General features: G+C 66.7%; 17 protein-coding genes and 1 pseudogene. 5 read left to right on the forward strand and 13 right to left on the reverse strand.

All coding sequences use genetic code 11. The features are described from left to right. Both E0H45_RS14150 and E0H45_RS14155 read right to left on the reverse strand, forming a co-directional pair. Window positions 1-206: pseudogene (locus tag E0H45_RS14150) on the reverse strand (sugar ABC transporter substrate-binding protein); the annotation flags it as partial. 342 nt (window positions 207-548) lie between these two features. Continuing rightward, entirely contained in the window at window positions 549-1103 is a 555-nt protein-coding gene (locus tag E0H45_RS14155; RefSeq protein ID WP_131337809.1) for a COG4315 family predicted lipoprotein, read from the reverse strand. Between the two features lie 200 nt (window positions 1104-1303). On the opposite strand from E0H45_RS14155, the gene E0H45_RS14160 reads away from it, so the two are divergent. After that, on the forward strand, window positions 1304-4072 hold the full coding sequence (locus tag E0H45_RS14160; RefSeq protein WP_131337810.1) for a helix-turn-helix transcriptional regulator: 2769 nt from the start codon (window positions 1304-1306) through the stop codon (window positions 4070-4072). A 43-nt stretch (window positions 4073-4115) separates the two neighbouring features. Here E0H45_RS14160 and E0H45_RS14165 read toward each other — a convergent pair whose 3' ends face one another. Together E0H45_RS14165 and E0H45_RS14170 are read right to left on the reverse strand one after the other, a co-directional pair. Further along, complete coding sequence (locus E0H45_RS14165; protein ID WP_238154999.1) at window positions 4116-5939, reverse strand: glycoside hydrolase family 15 protein; 1824 nt, start codon at window positions 5937-5939, stop codon at window positions 4116-4118. Between the two features lie 173 nt (window positions 5940-6112). Beyond that, on the reverse strand, window positions 6113-6583 hold the full coding sequence (locus E0H45_RS14170) for an OsmC family peroxiredoxin (protein WP_131337811.1): 471 nt from the start codon (window positions 6581-6583) through the stop codon (window positions 6113-6115). 252 nt (window positions 6584-6835) lie between these two features. Here E0H45_RS14170 and E0H45_RS14175 point away from each other — a divergent pair, with 252 nt between their 5' ends. After that, window positions 6836-7561: a polyamine aminopropyltransferase gene (locus E0H45_RS14175; RefSeq protein ID WP_131337812.1), complete on the forward strand. Its 726-nt coding sequence runs from the start codon at window positions 6836-6838 to the stop codon at window positions 7559-7561. A 98-nt stretch (window positions 7562-7659) separates the two neighbouring features. Here the strand turns inward: E0H45_RS14175 and E0H45_RS14180 are convergent, their stop codons facing one another. After that, complete coding sequence (locus E0H45_RS14180; protein ID WP_131337813.1) at window positions 7660-8502, reverse strand: alpha/beta hydrolase; 843 nt, start codon at window positions 8500-8502, stop codon at window positions 7660-7662. 270 nt (window positions 8503-8772) lie between these two features. Between E0H45_RS14180 and E0H45_RS14185 the strand changes: the two genes are divergently transcribed. Then, the gene (locus E0H45_RS14185) at window positions 8773-9315 is read left to right on the forward strand and encodes a hypothetical protein (RefSeq protein ID WP_131337814.1); all 543 of its coding nucleotides are present in this window, start codon (window positions 8773-8775) and stop codon (window positions 9313-9315) included. An 85-nt stretch (window positions 9316-9400) separates the two neighbouring features. Here the strand turns inward: E0H45_RS14185 and E0H45_RS14190 are convergent, their stop codons facing one another. Beyond that, window positions 9401-10789 (reverse strand): SIR2 family protein, encoded by a 1389-nt coding sequence (locus E0H45_RS14190; protein ID WP_165546459.1) that lies wholly within the window; start codon window positions 10787-10789, stop codon window positions 9401-9403. Window positions 10790-11028: 239 nt separating this feature from the next. Here E0H45_RS14190 and E0H45_RS14195 point away from each other — a divergent pair, with 239 nt between their 5' ends. After that, a complete protein-coding gene (locus tag E0H45_RS14195; RefSeq protein ID WP_131337816.1) occupies window positions 11029-13779 on the forward strand; it encodes an ATP-binding protein in 2751 nt (916 codons plus the stop codon). A gap of 21 nt (window positions 13780-13800) precedes the next feature. Here the strand turns inward: E0H45_RS14195 and E0H45_RS14200 are convergent, their stop codons facing one another. After that, window positions 13801-14439 (reverse strand): ferritin-like domain-containing protein, encoded by a 639-nt coding sequence (locus tag E0H45_RS14200; RefSeq protein WP_131337817.1) that lies wholly within the window; start codon window positions 14437-14439, stop codon window positions 13801-13803. On the opposite strand from E0H45_RS14200, the gene E0H45_RS14205 reads away from it, so the two are divergent. Next, a complete protein-coding gene (locus tag E0H45_RS14205) occupies window positions 14425-17376 on the forward strand; it encodes a glycoside hydrolase family 3 protein (RefSeq protein ID WP_131337818.1) in 2952 nt (983 codons plus the stop codon). The genes E0H45_RS14200 and E0H45_RS14205 overlap by 15 nt on opposite strands. On the opposite strand, the gene E0H45_RS14210 is transcribed toward E0H45_RS14205, so the two are convergent. The 6 genes from E0H45_RS14210 to fdxA form a co-directional block, all read right to left on the reverse strand. Then, window positions 17322-18092 (reverse strand): carbohydrate ABC transporter permease, encoded by a 771-nt coding sequence (locus E0H45_RS14210; RefSeq protein WP_131337819.1) that lies wholly within the window; start codon window positions 18090-18092, stop codon window positions 17322-17324. The two genes, E0H45_RS14205 and E0H45_RS14210, sit on opposite strands and share 55 nt — an antisense overlap. A 25-nt stretch (window positions 18093-18117) precedes the next feature. Beyond that, window positions 18118-18633, reverse strand: a complete 516-nt coding sequence (locus tag E0H45_RS14215) for a LacI family DNA-binding transcriptional regulator (protein ID WP_131337820.1) — start codon at window positions 18631-18633, stop codon at window positions 18118-18120. 265 nt (window positions 18634-18898) lie between these two features. Beyond that, the gene (locus tag E0H45_RS14225) at window positions 18899-19141 is read right to left on the reverse strand and encodes a hypothetical protein (RefSeq protein ID WP_131337821.1); all 243 of its coding nucleotides are present in this window, start codon (window positions 19139-19141) and stop codon (window positions 18899-18901) included. Window positions 19142-19221: 80 nt separating this feature from the next. Continuing rightward, window positions 19222-19593, reverse strand: coding sequence for a cupin domain-containing protein (locus E0H45_RS14230; protein ID WP_202872337.1), 372 nt, complete (start codon window positions 19591-19593; stop codon window positions 19222-19224). Next, on the reverse strand, window positions 19590-20297 hold the full coding sequence (locus tag E0H45_RS14235; RefSeq protein WP_131337822.1) for a helix-turn-helix transcriptional regulator: 708 nt from the start codon (window positions 20295-20297) through the stop codon (window positions 19590-19592). The genes E0H45_RS14230 and E0H45_RS14235 overlap by 4 nt, the downstream gene beginning before the upstream one ends. Before the next feature lie 5 nt (window positions 20298-20302). Continuing rightward, the gene (fdxA, locus tag E0H45_RS14240) at window positions 20303-20629 is read right to left on the reverse strand and encodes a ferredoxin (RefSeq protein ID WP_130383222.1); all 327 of its coding nucleotides are present in this window, start codon (window positions 20627-20629) and stop codon (window positions 20303-20305) included. Window positions 20630-20714 lie beyond the last annotated feature (85 nt).

Genomic DNA, 20714 nt, shown 5'->3' on the forward strand with positions numbered 1-20714 from the left:
GCGGTGACCTTCTGGTCGGCGTGCTCGGCGTTCCAGGCCGCGACCATCTGCTTGCCCCAGGCCACTTCCTCGGCGTTGTTCGAGTACCAGATCGTGATCCTGCCGCGGGCCTGGGTCCCCGCGCCTGTACTTCCGTCGTCCCCGCAGGCAACGGAACCGCCTGCTAGAGCGAGAACCAGCGCGCCTGCGGCAATCTTGCGTTTCATTACTCCTCCAGTGGATGAATGCAGTGCTGGGTGACGGTGGACCGCGAGATCGTCAGTGCTGGTGATGCGGCCGATCCAGACGGAGGATGCTGACGGCGAGCAGGCGATCCTCACCTGCCTGGGAGCAATGGGCGCAGAGGTACAAGTCGCAGTGTTCGCGGGATCGCGCGCTGATCGTCCGGAACACCCATTTGGACTGGGCCGGTGTACCGGGTCCGCAGCGGGCGCAGGTCTCCCTGGGATCGAACGTGAGGTCTGTTGTGCTCTGCGGCGCAAGGACGGACCTGGTGATGTGTGCTGCGGTTGTCATGGCGACTGCCTTCTGTCCGTTGGCCAGCGTTCTCAGTAGCCGGGTGCGACTGTGTCTTGTGTTGCGGCGCCGGCCGGGCTCGGGTTCGCCAGCGGAGCGCCGGCGGGGGAGACGACGGTCCAGATGCCACCGTCGAGGTTGATGCCCTGACCGTTGGTCTGGCCCGGAGTGGAGTCGCCGACGAAGACGTACAGGGGGTGGCCGGCGACGGTCAGTTGACGGTGCCCGTCGGCACGGGTGGTGGAGCCGACCTTGCCGGTCACGCCCGGCGAGGACTTCGGCAGTGAATCGGGCGCTGGCACGTAAGGCCAGTCGATCACGCACGCAGCGGCGCAGTTCGACAGGTTGTTCCTGTCGTTGGCGAACTGGTAGATAGTGCGGCCTTGGCCGTCAACGAGGATGGTGCCGAGCGCGGTGGTTTGGGCGCTGACCGGATCACCGGTCGCCGCCGGGACGGGCACTGGCGCCGATCCGGATGGACTGCCGCAATTGGCGGCGGTGAACGTCAAGGCGCCGGCTGCCAAGGACGCCGCTGCGAGCGGGAGGCGCCGGCGATGGATCGTGGCTGACTTCCGATGGGTGAACACTGGTCGCTCCTACCGTGAGCTGGTCGTCAGCTGGTGTGCTGACGGATCTAGGCTCGCGGCTAGCGACGTCTGTCGGCGCCGGTAGGGCCCCGGGTCCGACCCCCGGTCTGCGTGACCAGGGCACGAACTGCCAAGGCAGAGGACTGCCAATCGCCTCGAGAGGCTTGCCAAACCAGTGGGCGCGCTCCCTACCATCGACCATGGGTCCGTCCAGCGGTCACCCGCGGTCAGTGTTGCGTGGTCGGCGCAGCGAGTGCGAGGCACTGACCAGGCTGCTGGACGCGGTACCTACGGGGCGGAGCTCCGTGTTGGTGTTGCGCGGCGAGGCCGGCTGCGGCAAGTCCGCGCTGCTCGACTTCATGGTCGAGCGCGCGTCGGGTTTCCGTGTCGCGCGGGTCGTGGGCGTCGAGTCGGAGATGGAGCTCGCCTATGCCGGCCTTCACCAGCTCTGTGCGCCCATGCTGGACCGGGTCGAGAGGTTGCCGGCCCCACAACGCGATGCGCTGCGCGTCGCATTCGGGCAACAGGAGGGCGACGCGCCAGATCGCTTCCGCATCGGTCTTGCTGTCTTGACGCTGTTGGCCGACACGTCGGAGGAACAGCCGCTGGCTTGCCTGATCGATGACGCGCAGTGGCTTGACCGGGCCTCGGTGCAATGCCTGGCCTTCGTGGCACGACGTGTGATGGCCGATCCCATCGCCTTGATATTCGCCGTACGAGAGCCCAGCGACGAGCTGAATGGCCTGCCGGAGCTCAAAGTTGAGGGCCTCGGCGAGCGCGACTCCCACCTGGTCCTGGCATCGGCGATTCGTGGACCGCTCGACGTACAAGTGCGCGACCGCATCGTCGCCGAAACGCGCGGCAACCCGTTGGCGCTGTTGCAGCTGCCGCGAAGCCTGACGCCGACCGAGCTGGCGGGCGGATTCGGCCTTCCCAACACGGCGGCTGTGGTGAGCCGCGTCGAACAGAGTTTCTATCGACAGTTCCGATCGCTTCCGGACGATACTCAACAGCTGCTGCTCACTGCTGCCGCTGAGCCCATCGGCGACGTGACGCTCTTGCGACGCGCGGCCGAATTGCAGGGAATCGGAGCCGACGCCGCAGCGGCTGCCGTGGCTGCAGGACTGGTCGAACTCGGCACCCGGGTCCGGTTCCGCCATCCGCTGGTCCGCTCGGCGGTCTACCAGTCGGTGTCCGTGGGCGACCGGCAAGCGGTGCATCGTGCTCTGGCAGAAGCAACTGATCTGGTGCACGATCCCGATCGTCGCGCCTGGCATCTCGCCTGTGCGGCGTCAGGGCCGGATGAGGCAGTGGCCGACGAGCTGGAGCGTTCGGCCGACCGGGCGCGCGCCCGCGGCGGCGCGGTCGCAGCGGCCGCGTTTCTGGAACGCGCGACCGAGCTGACGCCCGATCGCGCGCGCCGTGGGGCGCGTGCACTCGCCGCCGCTCAGGCCAAGCTCCTGGCCGGCGCGCCAGACTCGGCGCAGGCGCTGCTTGCGGCGGCGGAGCTGGCGCCGCTCGGCGGCACCCGGCGGGCCGGACTGGAGCGCCTGCGCGCACAGCTGTCGTTCTTGCTCAGACGCGGCAACGACGCTCCAGCGCTACTGCTCAACGCCGCCGAACACCTCAAGGCGCTGGACACACCGTCGGCGCGTGAGACTTACCTCGAAGCGCTCGGGGCGGCGATCTTCGCCGGCCGCCTCAGCAAGCGCGGTGGCGGCGTGGCCGACGCCGCTGGCGCAGCCCGCACGGCGCCCCAGGCCCCGGAGCCGGCACGTGCGATCGATCTACTCCTCGACGGTCTGGTGAGAAGGTTCAGCGACGGCTACGGGGCAGGGGTGCAGCCGCTCCGGCGAGCGCTGGGTGCATTGTCCGAGGACGAGGGCCGCAGTCAGGACGACACCCGATGGCTCTGGCTAGGATGCCGAATCGCCCCGGATCTGTGGGATGACGAGTCGTGGCATGAGCTGGCCACCCGGCAGCTTCGGCACGCGCGGGATGCGGGCTGGCTGACCGCCCTCCCGATCTCGCTCACCTATCGTGCCGGCGTTGACGTACATGCGGGCGAGTTCGCCTCCGCAGCAGAGCTCATCGACGAGGCCGACGTGATCACCGAGGCAACAGGCAGCCCCCCGTTGATGTACACCTCGCTGGTGCTCTCCGCCTGGCGGGGCCAGGAAGCGCAGGCCACGGCGCTGATCAGGGCCAGCATCGAGGATGCAACAGCCAGGGGTGAAGGAAGGGCGATCGCCTTGGCGGACTACGCCACAGCGGTGCTCTACAACGGTCTCAGCCGCTACCAGGACTCGCTCGCCGCCGCGCAACGGGTCTGTGAACACGATGACCTGGGTCTCTTCGGCTGGGGTCTGACCGAGCTGGTCGAGGCGGCTGTGCGCAGCGATCGGCTCGACATCGGCGCTACAGCCCTGCAGCGACTTGAGGAACGAACACGCGCCGCCGGGACGGAGTGGGCGCTCGGAATCGAGGCCCGCTGCCGCGCGACCCTGAGCGACGGCCAAGCCGCCGACGCCCTCTACCGAGAGGCAGTCGACCGCCTCGCCCGGACTCGGATCACCGTCCACCTCGCCAGGGCTCAACTCTTGTACGGCGAATGGTTGCGTCGTGGGAACCGCCGCGTAGAGGCCCGCGAACACCTTCACCGTGCCCATGACACGTTCAGCCGCATCGGTGCAGACGGATTCGCGGAGCGTGCCCGTCGCGAGCTGCTCGCCACTGGTGAGACGGTTCGCAGGCGGACAATCGAGACACTCCAGGAACTGACCGCACAAGAGGCGCAGATCGCCCGGCTGGCCCGCGACGACCTCACGAATCCCGAGATCGGCGCCCAGCTGTTCATCAGTTCTCGCACCGTCGAATGGCACCTTGGCAAGGTGTTCGCCAAACTTGACATCACCTCCCGAAGGCAACTGCGCCGCGCGCTGCCCGACTCGAGCTCGGCTACCTCGTAGGCGCACTCGCACGAGGTCTTTGCGGACTGACGATCTCCGTGGCTCAGCTGACGGCTTCCTGCCAGGTCGGCGGGTGGTGCTGGACTGTTGTGGCCGTTGGCTCGGCGAGGTGGAGTGCCGTCGTGATGAGGCCGGCGTGGCTGAAGGCCTGCGGCGTGTTGCCGAGATGCCGTCCGGTGCTCGGGTCGTATTCCTCGCTGAGCAGGCCGACGTCGTTACGCAACGACAGCAGGCGGTCGAACAACTCGGCGGCCTCGTCCGTGCGACCGATTCCGTGCAGCGCGTCGGCCAACCAGAAAGAGCACGCCAAGAATGCGCCTTCCTCACCGTGGACGCCGTCGACGTTCGTGCCCTCGGTGCCGACGGCGTAGCGGAGGACGAGTCCGTCGCGGGTGAGGTCTTTTTGGATGGCGTCGACAGTGGCCACCATGCGCGGGTCTGCCCAGGGCAGGAATCCGTAGCGCGGCATGAGAAGGACCGAGGCGTCCAGACGCACGGAACCGTACGACTGGGTGAACGCACGTCGCGCCTGGCTGAATCCGCGATGGCAGACTTCGGTGTGGATCGCCTCCCGCAGATCGCGGAGTTCGTCCAGGGACTCACGCGTGTGGTGGTTCTCGAGGACGCGGACGGCTCGGTCCACTCCGACCCAAGCCATCAGTTTGGAGTGGACGAAATGTCGTTGCGGTCCGCGCACTTCCCAGATGCCGTTGTCCGGTTCGGCCCAGTTCTGTTCGAGCTGTGTGACCAGGCCGCGTTCCAGATCTGCGTCATGTGGGTGCGGCGGATCTTCTGCGGCGCGGGTCGCGTGCAGGACGTCGAGGACTTCGCCCCAAACATCGTTCTGTCGTTGGGTTGCCGCCTCGTTCCCGATGCGCACAGGCGTGGAGCCGGCGTGTCCAGGCAGCCAGTCCAGTGTCAGTTCGGGGAGGTGACACGTGCCGTCGATGGCGTACATGATCTGTGTTCCGGTCGGGTCGCCGGCGACCGCGCGCACCAACCAGTCACGCCAGGCAAGGGCTTCTTCGACATATCCAGTGGCGAGGAAGGCTCGCAGGGTAAAGGCCGCATCGCGTAACCAGCAGAATCGGTAGTCCCAGTTGCGCGAACCGCCGATCTGCTCGGGGAGCGATGTGGTTGCTGCGGCAAGGATGCCGCCGGTCGGCGCGAAGGTCAGTGCCTTCAAAGTGATGAGCGATCGCTTGACCGGGTCTGCCCAGGGACCGGAGTACGTGCACCTGCCCATCCACTCGAGCCAGTACCTCTCGGTGGTCGCGAGGTCGTCGGCGGCATCGACGGTGGGGAGTTCGAGCTCCGACGAGGGCGAGTGTTCAAGAGTGAAGGAAAGCCGCTGACCTGCCGAGATCACGAAGTCACCGCTCACCGTGCCCTGTGTGGCAGTCAGAGCGACGTCACTTCTCAGCCGGACAGAGTCTGGTCCCGCGGTTGCGACGAGGTGTCCTCCGACGCTGTCGAGACTCGGCACGATCTTGCCGTAGTCCATCCTGAGGTCGATGCACGTGTGCATGGGAACCTCGCCCGCCAGACCTTCCAGACTGCGGACCACGTGCGGCCGTGCGCTGGTCGGTGACATGAAGTCGGTGACGCGTACGGCGCCGTCCGAGGTGATCCATTCGGTGTCGAGAATCAGCGAGTCGCCACGGTACCGGCGCCGCGTACATCGTCCGCCGCTGTGCGGCGCCATGGTCCATCGGCCGTTCCGGGCATCGCCCAGGAGCGTCGCGAAGACGGCCCGCGAGTCGAATCGGGGGAGACAAAGCCAGTCGATGGATCCGTCGAGGCCCACGAGGGCCGCGGTGCGGAGGTCGCCGATGAGCGCATAGTCCTCGATCTGCTGCGTCATCATCGGCTCCCTCTGCTCGCGGTGGACGACCTTGCAGCAACCGTCGCGGATCGGACAGTCCATCGCCCCGGTGAAGACCCGGGTCGTTGCCCCGGCGGAGCTGCCAGAAGCGCTTGGGCTACCTCACGCCTGTTGCTGATGTTTTGCAGCGCACTTCCTCGGTTGTCGCCAGCACCTCATGCGACTTCCTCCGACGGCCGACGACGCGGCTGGTCCAGCGCGGCGTGGACACGGATCTCGACGTTTCCCTGCAGGGCTCGGGAGACCGGACAGCCTCGTTCAGCCTCCTGAGCTGCCCGCTCAAGCGATGCGGCATCCACTTGGTCGGCTACAGCGTGGACGTCGAGCCGGCTCGAGACGATCGTAGGAACGCCGGACGTCTCCAGCGTCACGGTGGCCACGACCCGCAAGAACTCCGGTGGCGTTCCGTACCCCGCGAGTACCGAACCCAGCGCCATGGCGAAGCATCCTGCATGTGCCGCCGCGATGAGCTCCTCCGGGCTCGTCTTGCCGGCCGACTCACCGAAACGGGATGCGAGCGTGACTGGCAGCTCCCGGAGCGCACCGCTTCCTCCGGAGGTGATCCCGGAGCCCCGTGCGATGCTTCCCGTCCAATCGACCTGCGCGGTTCTCTGTACTGCTGTCATTGAGATGCTCCTTCAATCATCGATGCGCCAGTTGGTCTGAAATTGACCAGGCCGGTCTATTTGCCTGGGTCAACTGTCACGCCGCGCAGTGCTGATCGCGCCAGGGAGGCCACGGGCCTACACCCTGGGGATGGCCGGGGCAGAGCCGCCTCCTGACTTTCCGCTCCAAGGCGCCGATTGGTGCTGCAACGCTTCTCGGCGGAGAGTGTGTCTCGTGAGAGAACTGGCGACTCTGGTCGGACGGCTTCGGCCGTGAACGCGCGATTCGAGGAACTCGACTGGCAGCAGACGCAGCTGGGCGAGATCAGTCTGCGGCGGCGCCACGATCCGACGCTGAATGCGGAGGTCTATGAGGTCAAGCTCGGCGAGGAATTCTTGATGTCGAGCTTCTTCACCGTTGCCGAGGTGGAGTTGGCGCGATTGGGACTTGCCGCTGTGCCGGGCACCGGACTCGATGTCGTTGTGGGTGGCCTCGGGCTGGGATACACGGCCCACGCGGTCTTGCAGGACGCACGCGTCAACTCGCTGATTGTCGTCGAGGCACTCGATGCGGTCATCGGCTGGCATCGGCAGGCATTGCTTCCGTTGGCCGCTGAGGTCACCAGAGATCCTCGCAGTCGACTCGTGCAAGGTGACTTCTTCGCACTGGCCGGCGGGGACGTCGGGTTCGATCGTGGACGACCGGGACGGCTCTTCCACGCCGTACTGCTCGATATCGATCACACGCCGCGCCACGTCCTACACCCCAGCCACGCCGCCTTTTACACCCCAGAGGGTTTGCGTCGTCTCGCCGACCACCTGTATCCCGGCGGCGTCTTCGCCTTGTGGTCGAACGATCCGCCCGATGTGGCGTTCGGCGATGCTCTGTCCGAGGTGTTCGACAGTCAGCTTGCGCACGTGGTGACGTTTCCCAACCCTCTGCAGGGCCACGAGGCCACCAATACCGTCTACGTGGCCCGTCGCAGCCGGGATCTATGACGACCTCTTCGCGGACAGTGCCACGCGCTCACTGGCCAGGCCCGAGGAAGAAGGCCTGGCCAGTGAGCTGCTCCGCTGAGGTGGCGCGGGGCTCGCGGTCACCCCGTTCGGGTTGAGCACACCGCGTGTTCGATGAGTTCGGTGAAGCGTGACGCCAGCCGGGTGATTCCGCCGGCGTGACTGGCGGTGGGGAATTCGACGACGGTGGCGCCGACGCGTGCTGCCATCCAACGTTCCTCGGCCGGGTCGATCATGCGGTCCTCGCCGGACACGGCGTACCAGGACGGGATGTTGTGCCAGCCGACCGGACCGGATGGAGTCCCGACGATCGGGAAGTTGAGCGGCAGTTGGGCGGCGTTCAACACGGCTGCCTGTCGTTTGCTCAGGTCTTGAGCGAAGTACTGATGGAAGAAGGCCGGATCGATGAAGGCCGGTGAGGCGAAGGGTTCGCCGGTGAAGATCAGGTGCCCAAAGGCCTCCGATTGGGTGAAATCGGCGCCGAGGCTGGCGATCGAGTCACCCTCGTCAGGTACCAGGGCGGCTGCGTAGACGAATGCGGAGACGTCCGTGCGGCCGTGGGAGGCACCGGCGGTGACGATGCCGCCGTACGAGTGCGATACCAGCACCTTCCTGCCCGAGATCTTGTTCAGCGCCGTACTGACGATTGCGACGTCCTCGGCGACGCTGTTCAGGCCGAGCTTGGGGGTCACGGTGCTGTACCCGTCGTCCTTGAGTTGCCGGGTGACCTTGTCCCAGCTGGTGCTGTCGGCCCAGGCGCCATGGACGAGGACGATTGTCGGCTTGGTGGTGTTGCCGGCCTCGGCCGGCACGGTGAGTGACACGGCGGCGGTCAGGACGGCCAGCCCCGCGGCCCCGAGTGCGGCAATTCTTCGGCGGCTGCGTTGGGCCGTCGTGCTCTCGGGTGTGGGATGACTCTGCATGGGGTCCTCCTGGTGTGTGTTGAGGGGATGCCGCCACTCTGGATGTGAAGGCAGGCCCAGGGCGCCCGCGTAGTCCCGGGTCAATGCCCGGGTCGCTCTCCAGTAGGTGACCCGCTGCGGGGTTCTTCTGGCCCCTGGGCCGCAGACCCGGGGGTGGCAGGGGTAGTCACAGGCGCGCGGTCATGGGCTCTTCTCCGACAGTTGAACTGCCTGGACCAGAGGCACTGATCGAAGTCTTGAGACCTGTTGATCGAGAGGGGTGGCTCGGGGATGACCTGGACTCCCACCATTCAGTCCTGCGACTCCTACCTGGACGATCGCACCGGCAAGTACGACTTCCGTGCCGTCCGGTACCGCGCTGCGGCCGGCTGGTTGACAGCTAGCGGCCTCAGCCATGACATGACCGTCGTGGACGTCGGCGCCGGGATGACCGAACTGGACTACTGCCTGCGCGCGGAATTCGGGTGGCGGGGTCGGTACATCCCCGTGGACGGCGGCATCGACGGTGTCGATCTGAACGACTGGACGCCACCACGGGAGGCACATTTCTTCGTCGCCCTGGAGATCATCGAGCACCTGTCCAACTGGCGCGACCTGATCGAGCGGATGCAGCAGATGGCGCTCATCGGGGTTGTTGTGTCGACACCGAATCCCCGCACCACGGACGTGATCGGCATGGACCCGACGCACGTGGTCGAGGTCTGGCCGGCAGATCTGGAGCCGTATGCGTTCCAGGTCTCGGAGGAGATGTTCTACGGCGGGACACTTTCGGACGGAGAGCCGGACGCCCTGTTCGCGACCTGGCGCCGCTGACCTGTCATTCCACCATCGCCCATGGGCTGACCGCTCGCCGTCGTGACCCTGGTCATCGCTGTCCTGGTCCTGCGCGACAGCTGATCTAGGTTCTGGGGCGGCACATCGCTTGGTCGATCGCGGTGATCGCGGCCATCACGGCAATGTCCGGATCCGGGTCGGCCAGGTTGTGCCAGACCTGGGGATCGCACGGACGGCCGCCGAGGTCCGGAGGCGTGGCCGAGCTGTCCCAGACGGCGCGGGCTGTCGCGCCGCTGGCTGCGAGCGGGATGACGCTCACACCGCGCTCGAGCGCCAATCGCACCTCCTCGGTGGTGCCGCTTCCTCCGCAGATGACAAGTAGTGCGCGGCAGTTGTCGAGGACGCTGCCGACGAGTTCTTCCCGCTCGAGGTCGGTGAAGATCGCGGTGCCGAAGTGCGCGTCCATCAGTGGCGTGTGCTCTCTGGGGTTCTTGCCGAAGTAGATGCGGAACCGGTCAGGCGTGTAGCGACCACTGGCGCGCAGGAGCTCGGCGAGCCGGCTCGTGACGCCCCATCCCGCCGGTCCGCCGAGCGAGGCGAGCTGCCACGACGGAGGACGAGCGGTGAGCGCGACCGCGAGCTTGTCGTACCACGGTTTCAGCTGTGACGTGTCACCACTCCCGCTGACGAACAGGCGTTCCGGCCGGGTGCGGGTGGTGATCGCGCGCAGCATCGGGGTGAGTTCGCTGAAGTCGCTCATCTCGCAGACGTGCACACCGCTGTTCTCGAGGTCGCGGACGCGCAACTCGTGGAGTTGGATGTCCTTGGGGTCGGCCGGTCGACGCAGGGCGGTGAGGTGCCGGTCGGCGGCAGTGGTGCCGTATCGGCGGGCGAGTCGCAGCAGGACGTCGATGTTGGGGTCAGCGAAGCTGAAACCGAGGAAGAGCATGGTGCGGGTGAGGTACGACGCCCGCAGGAGTGCCCACATCCGAGGATGAGTTTCCTCGTATTGTTCGAAGTCGCTGCGGGTGATCACCGGCGGAGCGGTCCAGACCGATGGGGTGTCGAGGCTGAGGCTGCCGTGCATCTTGATGATCGTCCGGCGCCCAGTGCCGATGTCGAGAGCATCGTTGTCATGAACGGCGACGCTGGCATCGGGAGCCGCCGCTTCCAGGAGCGAGTCGAAGTTGGTTGTCCAGATCTCGTCGATCGGGAGCTTCGCGATCAGACGATGGCTCTCCGCTGGTGTCCGGTACTCCGACAGCACGTTGCGCAGGTGGTTCTCCAGCGCCGGCCGCCGACCGGGACCGTTCTGCTCGTAGTACTCGGCGAGCAGCGGTAGATCCGCGAACTCACCCGCTACGCCGATCTCGGCGGCGAGCGGGCCGAGGAGGTCGCCCCAGCTCGGCAGCCCGGCCGCCGCGGACAGGCCGGCGCCTACGAACAGCGAGGCGACGCCGGCATCGACAGCGCCGCCGAAGATCCCCACGAGCTCGTACCGGTCAGTGGTCACCCGACCAGCGTGCCACGTCCGACCCGCGCTCGTTCCCCTCCGAGGGTTCGTGGAGCGTTCGTACCACCAGCTGTTGTGCTGCACGTGTGAGATGATCCGGCGAAGGGTTCCCGCCCGTCCCAGCGTGTGTTTCCCGAACGATGACATGAGTCGTCGAGGCCGTCTGGGGAGACATCGACCTCATCTGGAGGCTCGATGGGCACGACAACCCGCGGTTCCCTGGGTCTCCGGTCGTCGTTGTGACGTCACACCGGCAGTCCACGGAGCTCTGCGGTAGGCGCAGCGAGTGCGTGACCCTTGACGCCCTCGTGGGTCAGGTACGCACCGGCGCGAGTCAGGTGCTGGTGCTGCGCGGCGAGGCAGGCGTTGGCAAGACAGCCTTGCTGGAATATCTGGCGACTGGACTCCAGCCGAGCTGCCGGCTCGCGTGGGCAGCGGGTGTCGAGTCCGAAGCGGAGCTGCCCTTCTCCGGCTTGCATCAGTTGTGCGCGCCGATGCTGGATCACCTCGATCGCCTTGCCGGGCCGCAGCGTGCTGCGCTGTCCACTGCTTTCGGCATGCGCATGGGGCCCCCGCCGGACCGGTTCCTGGTCGGACTGGCGGTGCTGAGCCTGCTTGCGGACGTGGCGGAAGAGCGGCCGCTGGTGTGTGTGATCGATGACGCGCAGTGGCTCGACCACATTTCTGCCCAGACCCTCGCGTTCGTGGCACGTCGCCTGCTGGCTGATCCGGTCGCGCTGGTCTTCGCGATACGGGGCGAGCACGAGGACAGTGAACTGGCCGGGCAGCCGACGATGGATGTTCGAGGGCTGAGGGACGCCGATGCTCACGAGCTGCTCGACACCGTCCTGACGAGCAATGTCGACCATCGGGTACGCGAGACCATAGTGGCCGAGACGCGAGGCAACCCGTTGGCGCTGCTGGAGCTTCCTCGCGGCCTCTCGATGGCCGAGCTCAGTTTCGGGTTCGGTCTGGCAGACGCCGTGCCGTTGGAGACTCACCTGGAGCGGGGCTTCTCGCAGCGCTTGACAGGACTTCCCGGACCGACGCGCCTGTTCTTGCTTGCGGCTGCACTCGAACCCGTCGGGGACCTGAGTCTGCTGGGACGAGCCGTGCAGCGACTCGATGTCGACTTCGCGGCCTCGGCGCCGGCTGTTCGGGCGGGCCTGATCGAGCTGGGCGCGCGGGTTCGGTTCCGGCACCCGCTGGTGCGATCCGCCGTTGCCCGGGCCGCAGAGGTGACCGACTTGCGAGCCGTGCACCTGGCTCTGGCCGAGGAGACCGATCCGGAGCTTGATCCCGATCGACGGGCGTGGCACCGGGCGCACGCGGCAAGTGGTCCCGATGAGGAAGTCGCCGTCGAACTGGAAAAGTCCGCGGATCGGGCGCGGGCCCGGGGAGGTCTGGCGGCGCAGGCGGCATTTCTCGAACGTGCCATCGAATTGACCGACGACCCTGCTCGACGTCCTGCACGCACTCTGGCTGCCGCGGGGGCCAGGCACCAGTCCGGCTCGTCGGATGCGGCACTGGCACTTCTGGCGGAGGTCGAGACCGCGCCGCTCGACGGGCCGACTCGCGCCAGGGCCGAGGTTCTCCGGGCCCAGATCGCGTTCTTCTCCAGTCACGGGCGCGACGCGCCGCCCTTGCTGCTGTCCGCCGCCCGGCGGATGGAAGGGTTCGACGAAGCGAGTGCCCGCGACATCTACCTCGATGCCTTGGCGGCGGGGCTGATGGTCGGACGTCTGGCGGGGAAGGTGGGCGCCCGCGAGGTCGCCGGGACGGCCCGCGGGGCACCTCCATCGACCGCTCGTCCTGCCGATCTGCTGCTGGATGGTTTGGCGCTGCTCATGACCGATGGATATGCGGAAGGCGTCCGGCCACTGCAGCTCGCCCTAATCGCGTGGCGAACCAACGAGGTGCCGATCACCGATGCGCTTCGCTGGCTATGGCTTGCTACGCACGCCGCCCACGATATCTGGGACGACGAGAGCTGGGAGGTGTTCTGTACCCGCCATCTTCGTCTCGCGCGGCAAGCCGGAGCCCTGGCGGTGCTGCCGATCGCACTCAACAGCCGCATGGGCCTGCATTTTTTGGCCGGCGAGTTCGCGGAGGCGTCCGCACTGGTCAGCGAGCTCTCGACGGTCAACGAGATCATGGGCAATCAGGTGCCGCCGTACGGCGCTCTGGCGCTCGCAGCGTGGCAGGGCCGGCAAGACATCGTCTCCGGGCTCACTCGAACCACCTTTGCAGGAGCCGTGGAGCGAGGTGAGGGCATGGGACTCACCATCGTCGACTACTCATCCGCCGTGCTCCACAACGGTTTGGGTCAGCACCGAGCAGCCATGAGGGCAGCAGAGCGAGGAGCTGGGTACCCAGACGAGCTCGGCTTCTCGACGTGGTCGCTGGTGGAACTCGTCGAAGCTGCTGCGCGTAGCGGCGACCCCGACCGCGCAGCGGACGCACTGGAGTCGTTGATTGGGACAACGAGCGCGAGCGGCACCGAGTGGGCATTGGGAATCGAAGCCCGATCTCGCGCACAGGTGAGCCAGGGCGACGTGGCCGAGGGTTACTACGTCGAGGCGGTCGAGCGGCTCGGCAGGACGCGCATGCGGGTTGAGCACGCCCGTGCTCAGCTGCTCTACGGCGAATGGCTGCGACGGGAGAACCGTCGTCGCGATGCACGCAGCCTCCTGAGGTCGGCCTACGACCTGCTCACCGAGATAGGCGCGGAGGCCTTCGCCGAACGAGCCGGTCGCGAACTGGTCGCCACTGGCGAGACACTCCGCCGGCGATCTGTCGAGGCCAGGGAAGGATTGACGGCTCAAGAGGCTCAGATCGCTCGGCTGGCGGCGGAGGGCCGCACGAACCCCGAGATCGGCGCGGAGCTCTTCATCAGCCCACGTACGGTCGAGTGGCACCTCCACAAGGTCTTCGCCAAGCTGGGAATCGGCTCCCGCAGGGAACTCTCCGGCACACTCCTCAACGCGTAGCGCCGCCTCGCCCGGCCTGGCTCATCGGCGCAGTTCGGGTTCGAGGTACTCGAAGGTCGGGCCGGCTGTACGGTCGTCCCCGCCGGGCATCTGCATCAGGCTCTGCGCCTGTGCCTTGAGCGTATACATGGTGCCGACCGCTGCCCCGAGCATTTTCGGGCGGCCGTTGAACGCCTGCTCCAGCGATCGGAGCAGTGTGCAGTACGTGTGATTGAACTCCGCCTGAGCGGCTCGGATCGGGCTGTCGACGGGATGGTCCGTCAGTCGTGGATTGCGACGCATCGGGTGGACGCTCCTGTAGTCAATCGCGAGCGTCTCGCCGGTGGGCCCGGATTGTGGAGTGTCGCCACGTCGATAGCGGCGACCCAGCTTGAGTTCGACGAAGCGGTAGTAGTGCGCAACCTCGTCCCGGTAGGGGTGAAAGATGTCCTGATCGCCGTCCCAGACCTCGCTGCGGGTGGTGCCCTCGCCCTGCTCGACGATCTCCGCCAGCGCCACGAGGGCCGTGTCGAGATCTTCGACCTCCGGTTCATTCGTTCCGCGAACAGACGGACGGGCAGCGAGACTGCGGGGTCCCGCTCTTGACGGCCCGGCTTCTTCACTCGATAGTCGAAGCGCTTCGATAACTGCCGAAGGGGAGTCACCATGACCTATCGCCATCGAGTTGGAGGCGCCCTCGTGGCGCTGCTACTCGTCCCCGCGTTCCTGGTAGGGCAGCCCGCGCGCGCCGAGCCCCTTCCGGAGTTCCGGAACCCCGACCTGTCGCTGAAAGTCCGGTTGGACGACCTGACCAGCCGCCTGACGCTGGACGAGAAGATCTCGCTGCTGCACCAGTACCAGCCCGCGATACCGAGACTGGGCATCGCTTCCTTCAAGACCGGTACCGAGGCGCTGCACGGGGTTGCCTGGCTGGGTAAGGCGACCGTCTTCCCCCAGGCCGTCGGGCTTGGCAGCACGTGGGACCCGAACCTGATCAAGCGGGTCGGCTCAGCGGTCGGAGATGAGGCGAGAGCGTTCAACAAGCTCGACCCGGCGAAGAACGGGCTGAACCTGTGGGCGCCGGTGGTGAACCAGTTGCGTGATCCCAGGTGGGGTCGTAACGAGGAGGGGTACGCCGAGGACCCTTTGCTGACGAGTGAGATCGCGACGGCGTACGGCCGCGGCCTGGAAGGCGATGACCCGCGCTATCTCAAGACTGCTCCGACGCTGAAGCACTTCGCCTCTTACAACGTCGAGACGGACCGTGCCCGCGTGTCGGCGAGTGTCCGGCCTCGAGTGCTGCACGAGTACGAGTACAAGGCGTTCCAGCCGGCGCTTACCGCGGGGGCTGCCACCGGCGTGATGGCGTCGTACAACCTTCTGAACGGCAGGCCGACCCACGTGTCGCCCGAGCTCGGAGAGACGGTGCGTTCCTGGTCAGCCGACGATCTGATGATCGTCGGCGACGCCTCGGGCGCGGGCAACGTCAGTGGTCTGCAGCAGTACTACCCGACCGCGGCAGAGGGCGCTGCCGCGGCGATCAAGGCAGGCCTGGACAGTTTCACCGAGAACGACACCAACGGCGGTCCGACCGTCGCCGCGGTGAAGGAAGCGCTGGCCAAGGGCCTGCTCACCGAGGCGGACATCGACGAGCCGGTCGAGCACTTGCTGTCGATCCGCTTCCGGCTGGGCGAGTTCGACCCGGCCGGGCGGAACCCGTACGAGAAGATCGGGCCGGACAGCATCGACAGCCAGGCTCACAGAGCACTCGCCCGCGAAGCCGCCCGCAAGCAACTCGTACTGCTCGAGAACAAGCACCAGACCTTGCCGCTCGATTCGGCAAGGACCAAGGACGTCGCGGTGATCGGTCCGTTGGCCGACACCGTCTACGAGGACTGGTACTCGGGCACTATGCCGTACCGGATCACCCCGCGGGCCGGTATCGCCGAACGACTCGGCGCCGGCAGCACAGTCACCGCGACCGAGGGTGTGGATCGGATCGCACTCCGTTCCATTGCCACCGGCAAGTATGTGACCGCGCCGGCCGGTGCCGGCGGTGGCGCCCTGACCGCCGATGCGGCGACGGCGGGAGCGGCTCAGTCGCTGGATGTGTTCGACTGGGGTGGCGGCACCCTCGCCCTGCGCTCGGCTGCCAACGGCAAGTACGTCTCGCGGAGCGGGAACGGGTTGGTGAACGACCAGGACAAGCCCAACGGCTGGTTCGTGCAGCAGCAGTTCGGCCTGGAGGAACTTGCCAATGGCAACTACGTACTGCGGTACCGCGGCAACGAGGTCAAGGAGCCGTGGAACGGCCCCAACCAGTACATCGTGCTGCAGGCCGACGGGAAGCTGGCAATCGGCGCGGCGACCCAGGACACAGCGGCGCAGTTCGCGCGAGAGATCCTCGTCAGCGGCACGGCCGCGGCGGTGGAGGCCGCGAAGAAGGCGGACACGGCGGTAGTGGTGGTCGGCAGTACTCCGTTCATCAACGGGCGCGAGGACGACGATCGTCAGGACACCGCCCTCGCCGCCGGCCAGCAAGCGATCGTGAAGGCCGTCACCGCTGCCAATCCCAGGACCGTTGTGGTACTGGAGAGCAGCTATCCGTTGACGGGAGACTGGTCACGGGCGCAGGGGGTCCTCTGGACATCGCACGCGGGCCAGGAGACAGGCCGCGCTCTCGCGGACGTGTTGTTCGGGGACTACTCGCCGTCGGGCCGGCTCCCGCAGACGTGGTATCGCACGGACAAGGAGTTGCCGGATCGGCTCGACTTCGACGTGATCAAGGCCGGCTGGACCTATCAGTACCACCGGGCGACTCCGCTCTACCCGTTCGGCCATGGTCTGACCTATGGCACCTTCCGGTACTCCGGACTGCGGGTGGACTCACCCGTCGTCGCGGCGAACGGACGGCTCAAGGTCAGCGTCGATGTGACCAACACCAGCCGGACCGCGAGTGAGGAGGTCGTCCAGCTCTACACCGCCCAGCGCACCTCGCGGGTAGCCCAGCCGGTCAAGACGCTTCGTGGGTTCCAGCGGCTGGCCTTCGCGCCCGGCCAACGTCGTACTGTCTCCTTCGACGTGAAGGCGAGTGACCTGGCGTTCTGGGACGTGACCCGGAACAAGTGGGTGGTCGAGTCGGCTGTCCAGGACGTGCAGGTGGGCAGTTCTTCGGCCGACGTCAGGGCCCGTACGACGGTGGCGGTTCGTGGTGAGGTGATCCCGCCTCGGGATCTGAGCAGGCGTACGGCGGCCGCGGATTTCGACGACTACTCGGGTATCGAGCTCATCGACGCCGCCAAGGTGCGCGGCGATGCAGTCGGCAAGACGTCAGCAGGCGACTGGATCTCTTTTCAGGATGTCCAACTGGGCAGTGGCGCCACCCGACTGGAAGCCGCCGTTTCGCGAGCTGCGGAAGGAACCGGCAAGGTGGAGATCCGCCTTGGCAGCCCGGCCGGGCCTCTCGCGGGCACGCTCACCGTCCCTGTCACCGGCGACCGCTACACCTGGGCCGCGACGACGACCCAACTCAACCCGCGGTTGACCCGCGGCGTCCGCGACGTCTATCTGGTGTTCACCGGCGCCGGCACGAACATCCGCGACCTGACCATCAGGTAGGTCACTCCCGGGTCGGGCCGGCCGATGCCCGACCCGGGACCGACCGGACCACGCCTGAGGTTTACCGGTAGCTTCGCCATGTCGATGGTGGTCCGGAAGCTCATGTTTTTGACGTGCTGGTAGTTCCAGACCATAAGCGACGATTGCCGTACGGCGTTGCTCGATCGGCGCCCACTCCAACCATCATGATCAGCGGACGCCGACGGCTCGTTCTTTCGGCATGATCGACTCGACCTCTCGATAAGTTGGAACGACGAAGGTGCCCAGCGCTGCTGGGCTCCGTCGGTGTGGGTACGGCGTACTACTTGATCGCGCCCTGCGAGATCCCTTTGATCAGGCGGCGTCGGGCGAAGACGTAGAGAGCGATGATCGGCGGCGTGCAGGATCTGCTGCTCGGGCGTCTCGGCCGAGAGGAACTTCGTCAGGCCGCCCTGGACCGGCATCAGATCCTCACTGTTGAAGAGCACCAACGCCATCAGGTACTCGTTCCAGACCGAGAGAGCCTGGATGACTGCGAGTGCGGCGAGTGCTGGCCTTGCCCATGGCAACATGATCCGCCAGAAGGTGCCGAACGCCGTACAGCCGTCCAGTGCGGCGGCTTCCTCGAGCTCCTGCGGTTGCCGGGTGAAGAAGCTGCGCATGATCAGGATCGAGATCGGCAGGCCCGCGGTGATCAGTACCAGGAGATACCCGGCAGGCGTGTTCGAGAGACCCATGCCGACCAGCAGCGATGGGAATCGGTCATTTCCGGGAATGCATCCTGGCTGGCTCGGGCGCTGGGCCGGTGGAGTTGCGGATGACTACATGGGTGCCGATCACGGTGTGCTGGCTCATGGCGTGCCGGTCGCGGTTGAGGGCATAGCGTACGGCGGTGCGGCCGAGTTCCTCGTGGTCCACGTGGACTGTAGTCAGCTCCGGTGTGAGGTCTCTGGCCAGCGGGATGTCGTCGTACCCGACGACTGAGACGTCCTCGGGAATCCGGAGGCCGGCTTCTCGCAGCGCGACCAGCACGCCGCTGGCCACGACGTCGGTCGCGGCGAAGATGGCGGTGAACTTCTGGCCGCAGGCCAGCAGTTCGCGGGTTGCCTGGTACCCGGACTCGCGGTCGAAGGTGATCGCGCGGGTTCGCTGCGGCGTGACCGGGAGGTGGTGTGCCTCGTGGGCGCGCTCGAACCCGCCGAGGGTTCGAGTCCCCTCACCGGCTCTCTGACCTGGCCATATGACCCGGAAGTGATGAACTTCCGGGGCCCAACTCACTCTTTACTCACACTTTTGCCTCGGCGGATGCCTGAGATCTCCCGTCACATCTCAGGTCCTGCCGACGCTTCGCGATCCTTCTCATGGATGTGTCTGAGCGCGTCCTCCAGGTGCTGAGCGGCCCCGGGATTTCGGCGCCGACGGCGGAAGGAGTCGTCGATCGTCGTTGAGGTCTGCGTGTGGCCGAGCTGGTCGGCGACCTGTCGTGGTGCGTGCCCGGCGCTCTCGAGGATCGTGGCGGTGGTCTTCCTGAACGCGTGGGCGGTTACCCACTCGAGCTCGTCGGCGAGGGATCGTATGCCGGCCAGTTCGGTGAGTTCGAGAAGCGTGGTCCGATCTCGATACGGTTGAGCGTCCTGAAGACGATGCGGCCGATGCCGAGCCCGATGGGGATGTCAACGCCTGGGGCGCGGAACTTGAGTGGCGTCTCCAGGAACGAGATGGCGAGCACCATGCCGAGCCAGATGAAGACGGCGGCAGTGGCAACGGCGGCTGGTGCGGCGTTCACTATTGCTCCTTCTGGATCCGTGACGTTGCATCCGGGCTCGGGGGATCGTGGCGGATTCCCGGCGTGGTTGCCGATGGCCCCTATGCGGCCGGCCAACCCGTGATTCGCGCGACGAAGTCGGGCGGTGAGGCGACGATCATCATGACGGCGGGTTCGGTTCCTGGGTTGGTCAGGCTGACGCGTTCCCCTGTGGCGATGTGTGCGACGGTGCCGGGGGCGAGTCTGTGCTGCTGGTCGCCTTGCTGAAGCTCGATCGAGCCCGAGACGTGGACCAGGACGATTTCCGAGGGTCCGTGGTCGTGTTCGGGCAGGCCGCCGCCGGGCGGGATCCATACCTGGACCATCGCGATGTTGTCGGAAGTCTCGGCCGCGACGAGTACTTCCATCGTCGGACCTCCGGGGATTGGCGCGCGGCGCCGGGGCGTGGTGCCGATCCTGGTCAGGTACATCATGTGCTCCTGTTGCGACGATTGTGCGCCTGGGCGCCGACGCCGGTGCTGCGGGCGGGGGAGAGGTGGACGATGCAGGCATCGGGCTCGGCGAACGGCTCGAGGCTTGTCGCGGTGATCGGTGCGCGGATCTCGGTGAGGGCACCTCGCATCAGGCCGAGATGCAGCGGGCACAAGGTGGACGAGTACTCCTCCGCGAGTTCCAGGAACGGGCAGTGCCGCAGCCTGATGCGAGCGGCTGCGTCGCCGTCGGGTTCCGGGGCGAAACCGAGGTCGGTCATCATCGCGCTCAGCCGCTGGGTGGCCTCGGCGACGCCGATCTGATGGGACGGGGGGATGTGCTCGACCAGATAGCCGCCCCAGTTGCGGCCCGCGGCCTCGGCCGCGGCGCCGGCATCGGGATTCGTGGACAGCTGACCGAGCAGGATCTTGGCCAGTAGGTGGTACTGACGCCGGCCGCCTCGGTCCATCCCGGGATGTGGTGTGTACGCAGTCCGCGGCCGTCCTCGCCCTGCCGGTTTCTGGAGTTGGCGGTCGACCAGTCCTTGCGTCACGAGGGCGTCGAGGTGGAAGCGGACCGTGTTGGGGTGGATACCGAGTTGGTCGGCGAGTTCGGTGACCCCCTGCGGTGCGTCGGCGGCGCGCAGAGCTTCGAGCAGTGCTTGTCGGCGGGGCTGATCGCCGGCGGTCTGGTCAGTCCTGGTCATGGTGGTCAGCTTGCCTGCTCCTGCGGCGGTAGTGCCGCGATGAGGGGATGGTCGTGGGGCATGGCGCCCACCTTGAAGGCCCCGCCTGGAGAACCGAGCTCGTCGAAGAATCCCGCGTTTGCGGCCTGGTAGTCCTTCCACTGCTCGGGCAGATCGTCCTCGTAGAAGATGGCCTCGACCGGGCAGACGGGTTCACAGGCGCCGCAGTCGATGCACTCCTCGGGATGGATGTAGAGGGAGCGCCCGCCTTCGTAGATGCAGTCGACCGGGCACTCCTCGACGCAGGCGCGGTCCTTCAGATCGACGCACGGCAACGCAATCACGTAGGTCACAACCGACTCCCTCACCAGCGCTTGTAATTACTACAAATATCACATGTAATAATCATTGAAAACAGCGACGTGAGGAGAGTGGCAC

Source organism: Kribbella soli (assembly GCF_004331345.1).
GTDB lineage: Bacteria > Actinomycetota > Actinomycetes > Propionibacteriales > Kribbellaceae > Kribbella > Kribbella soli.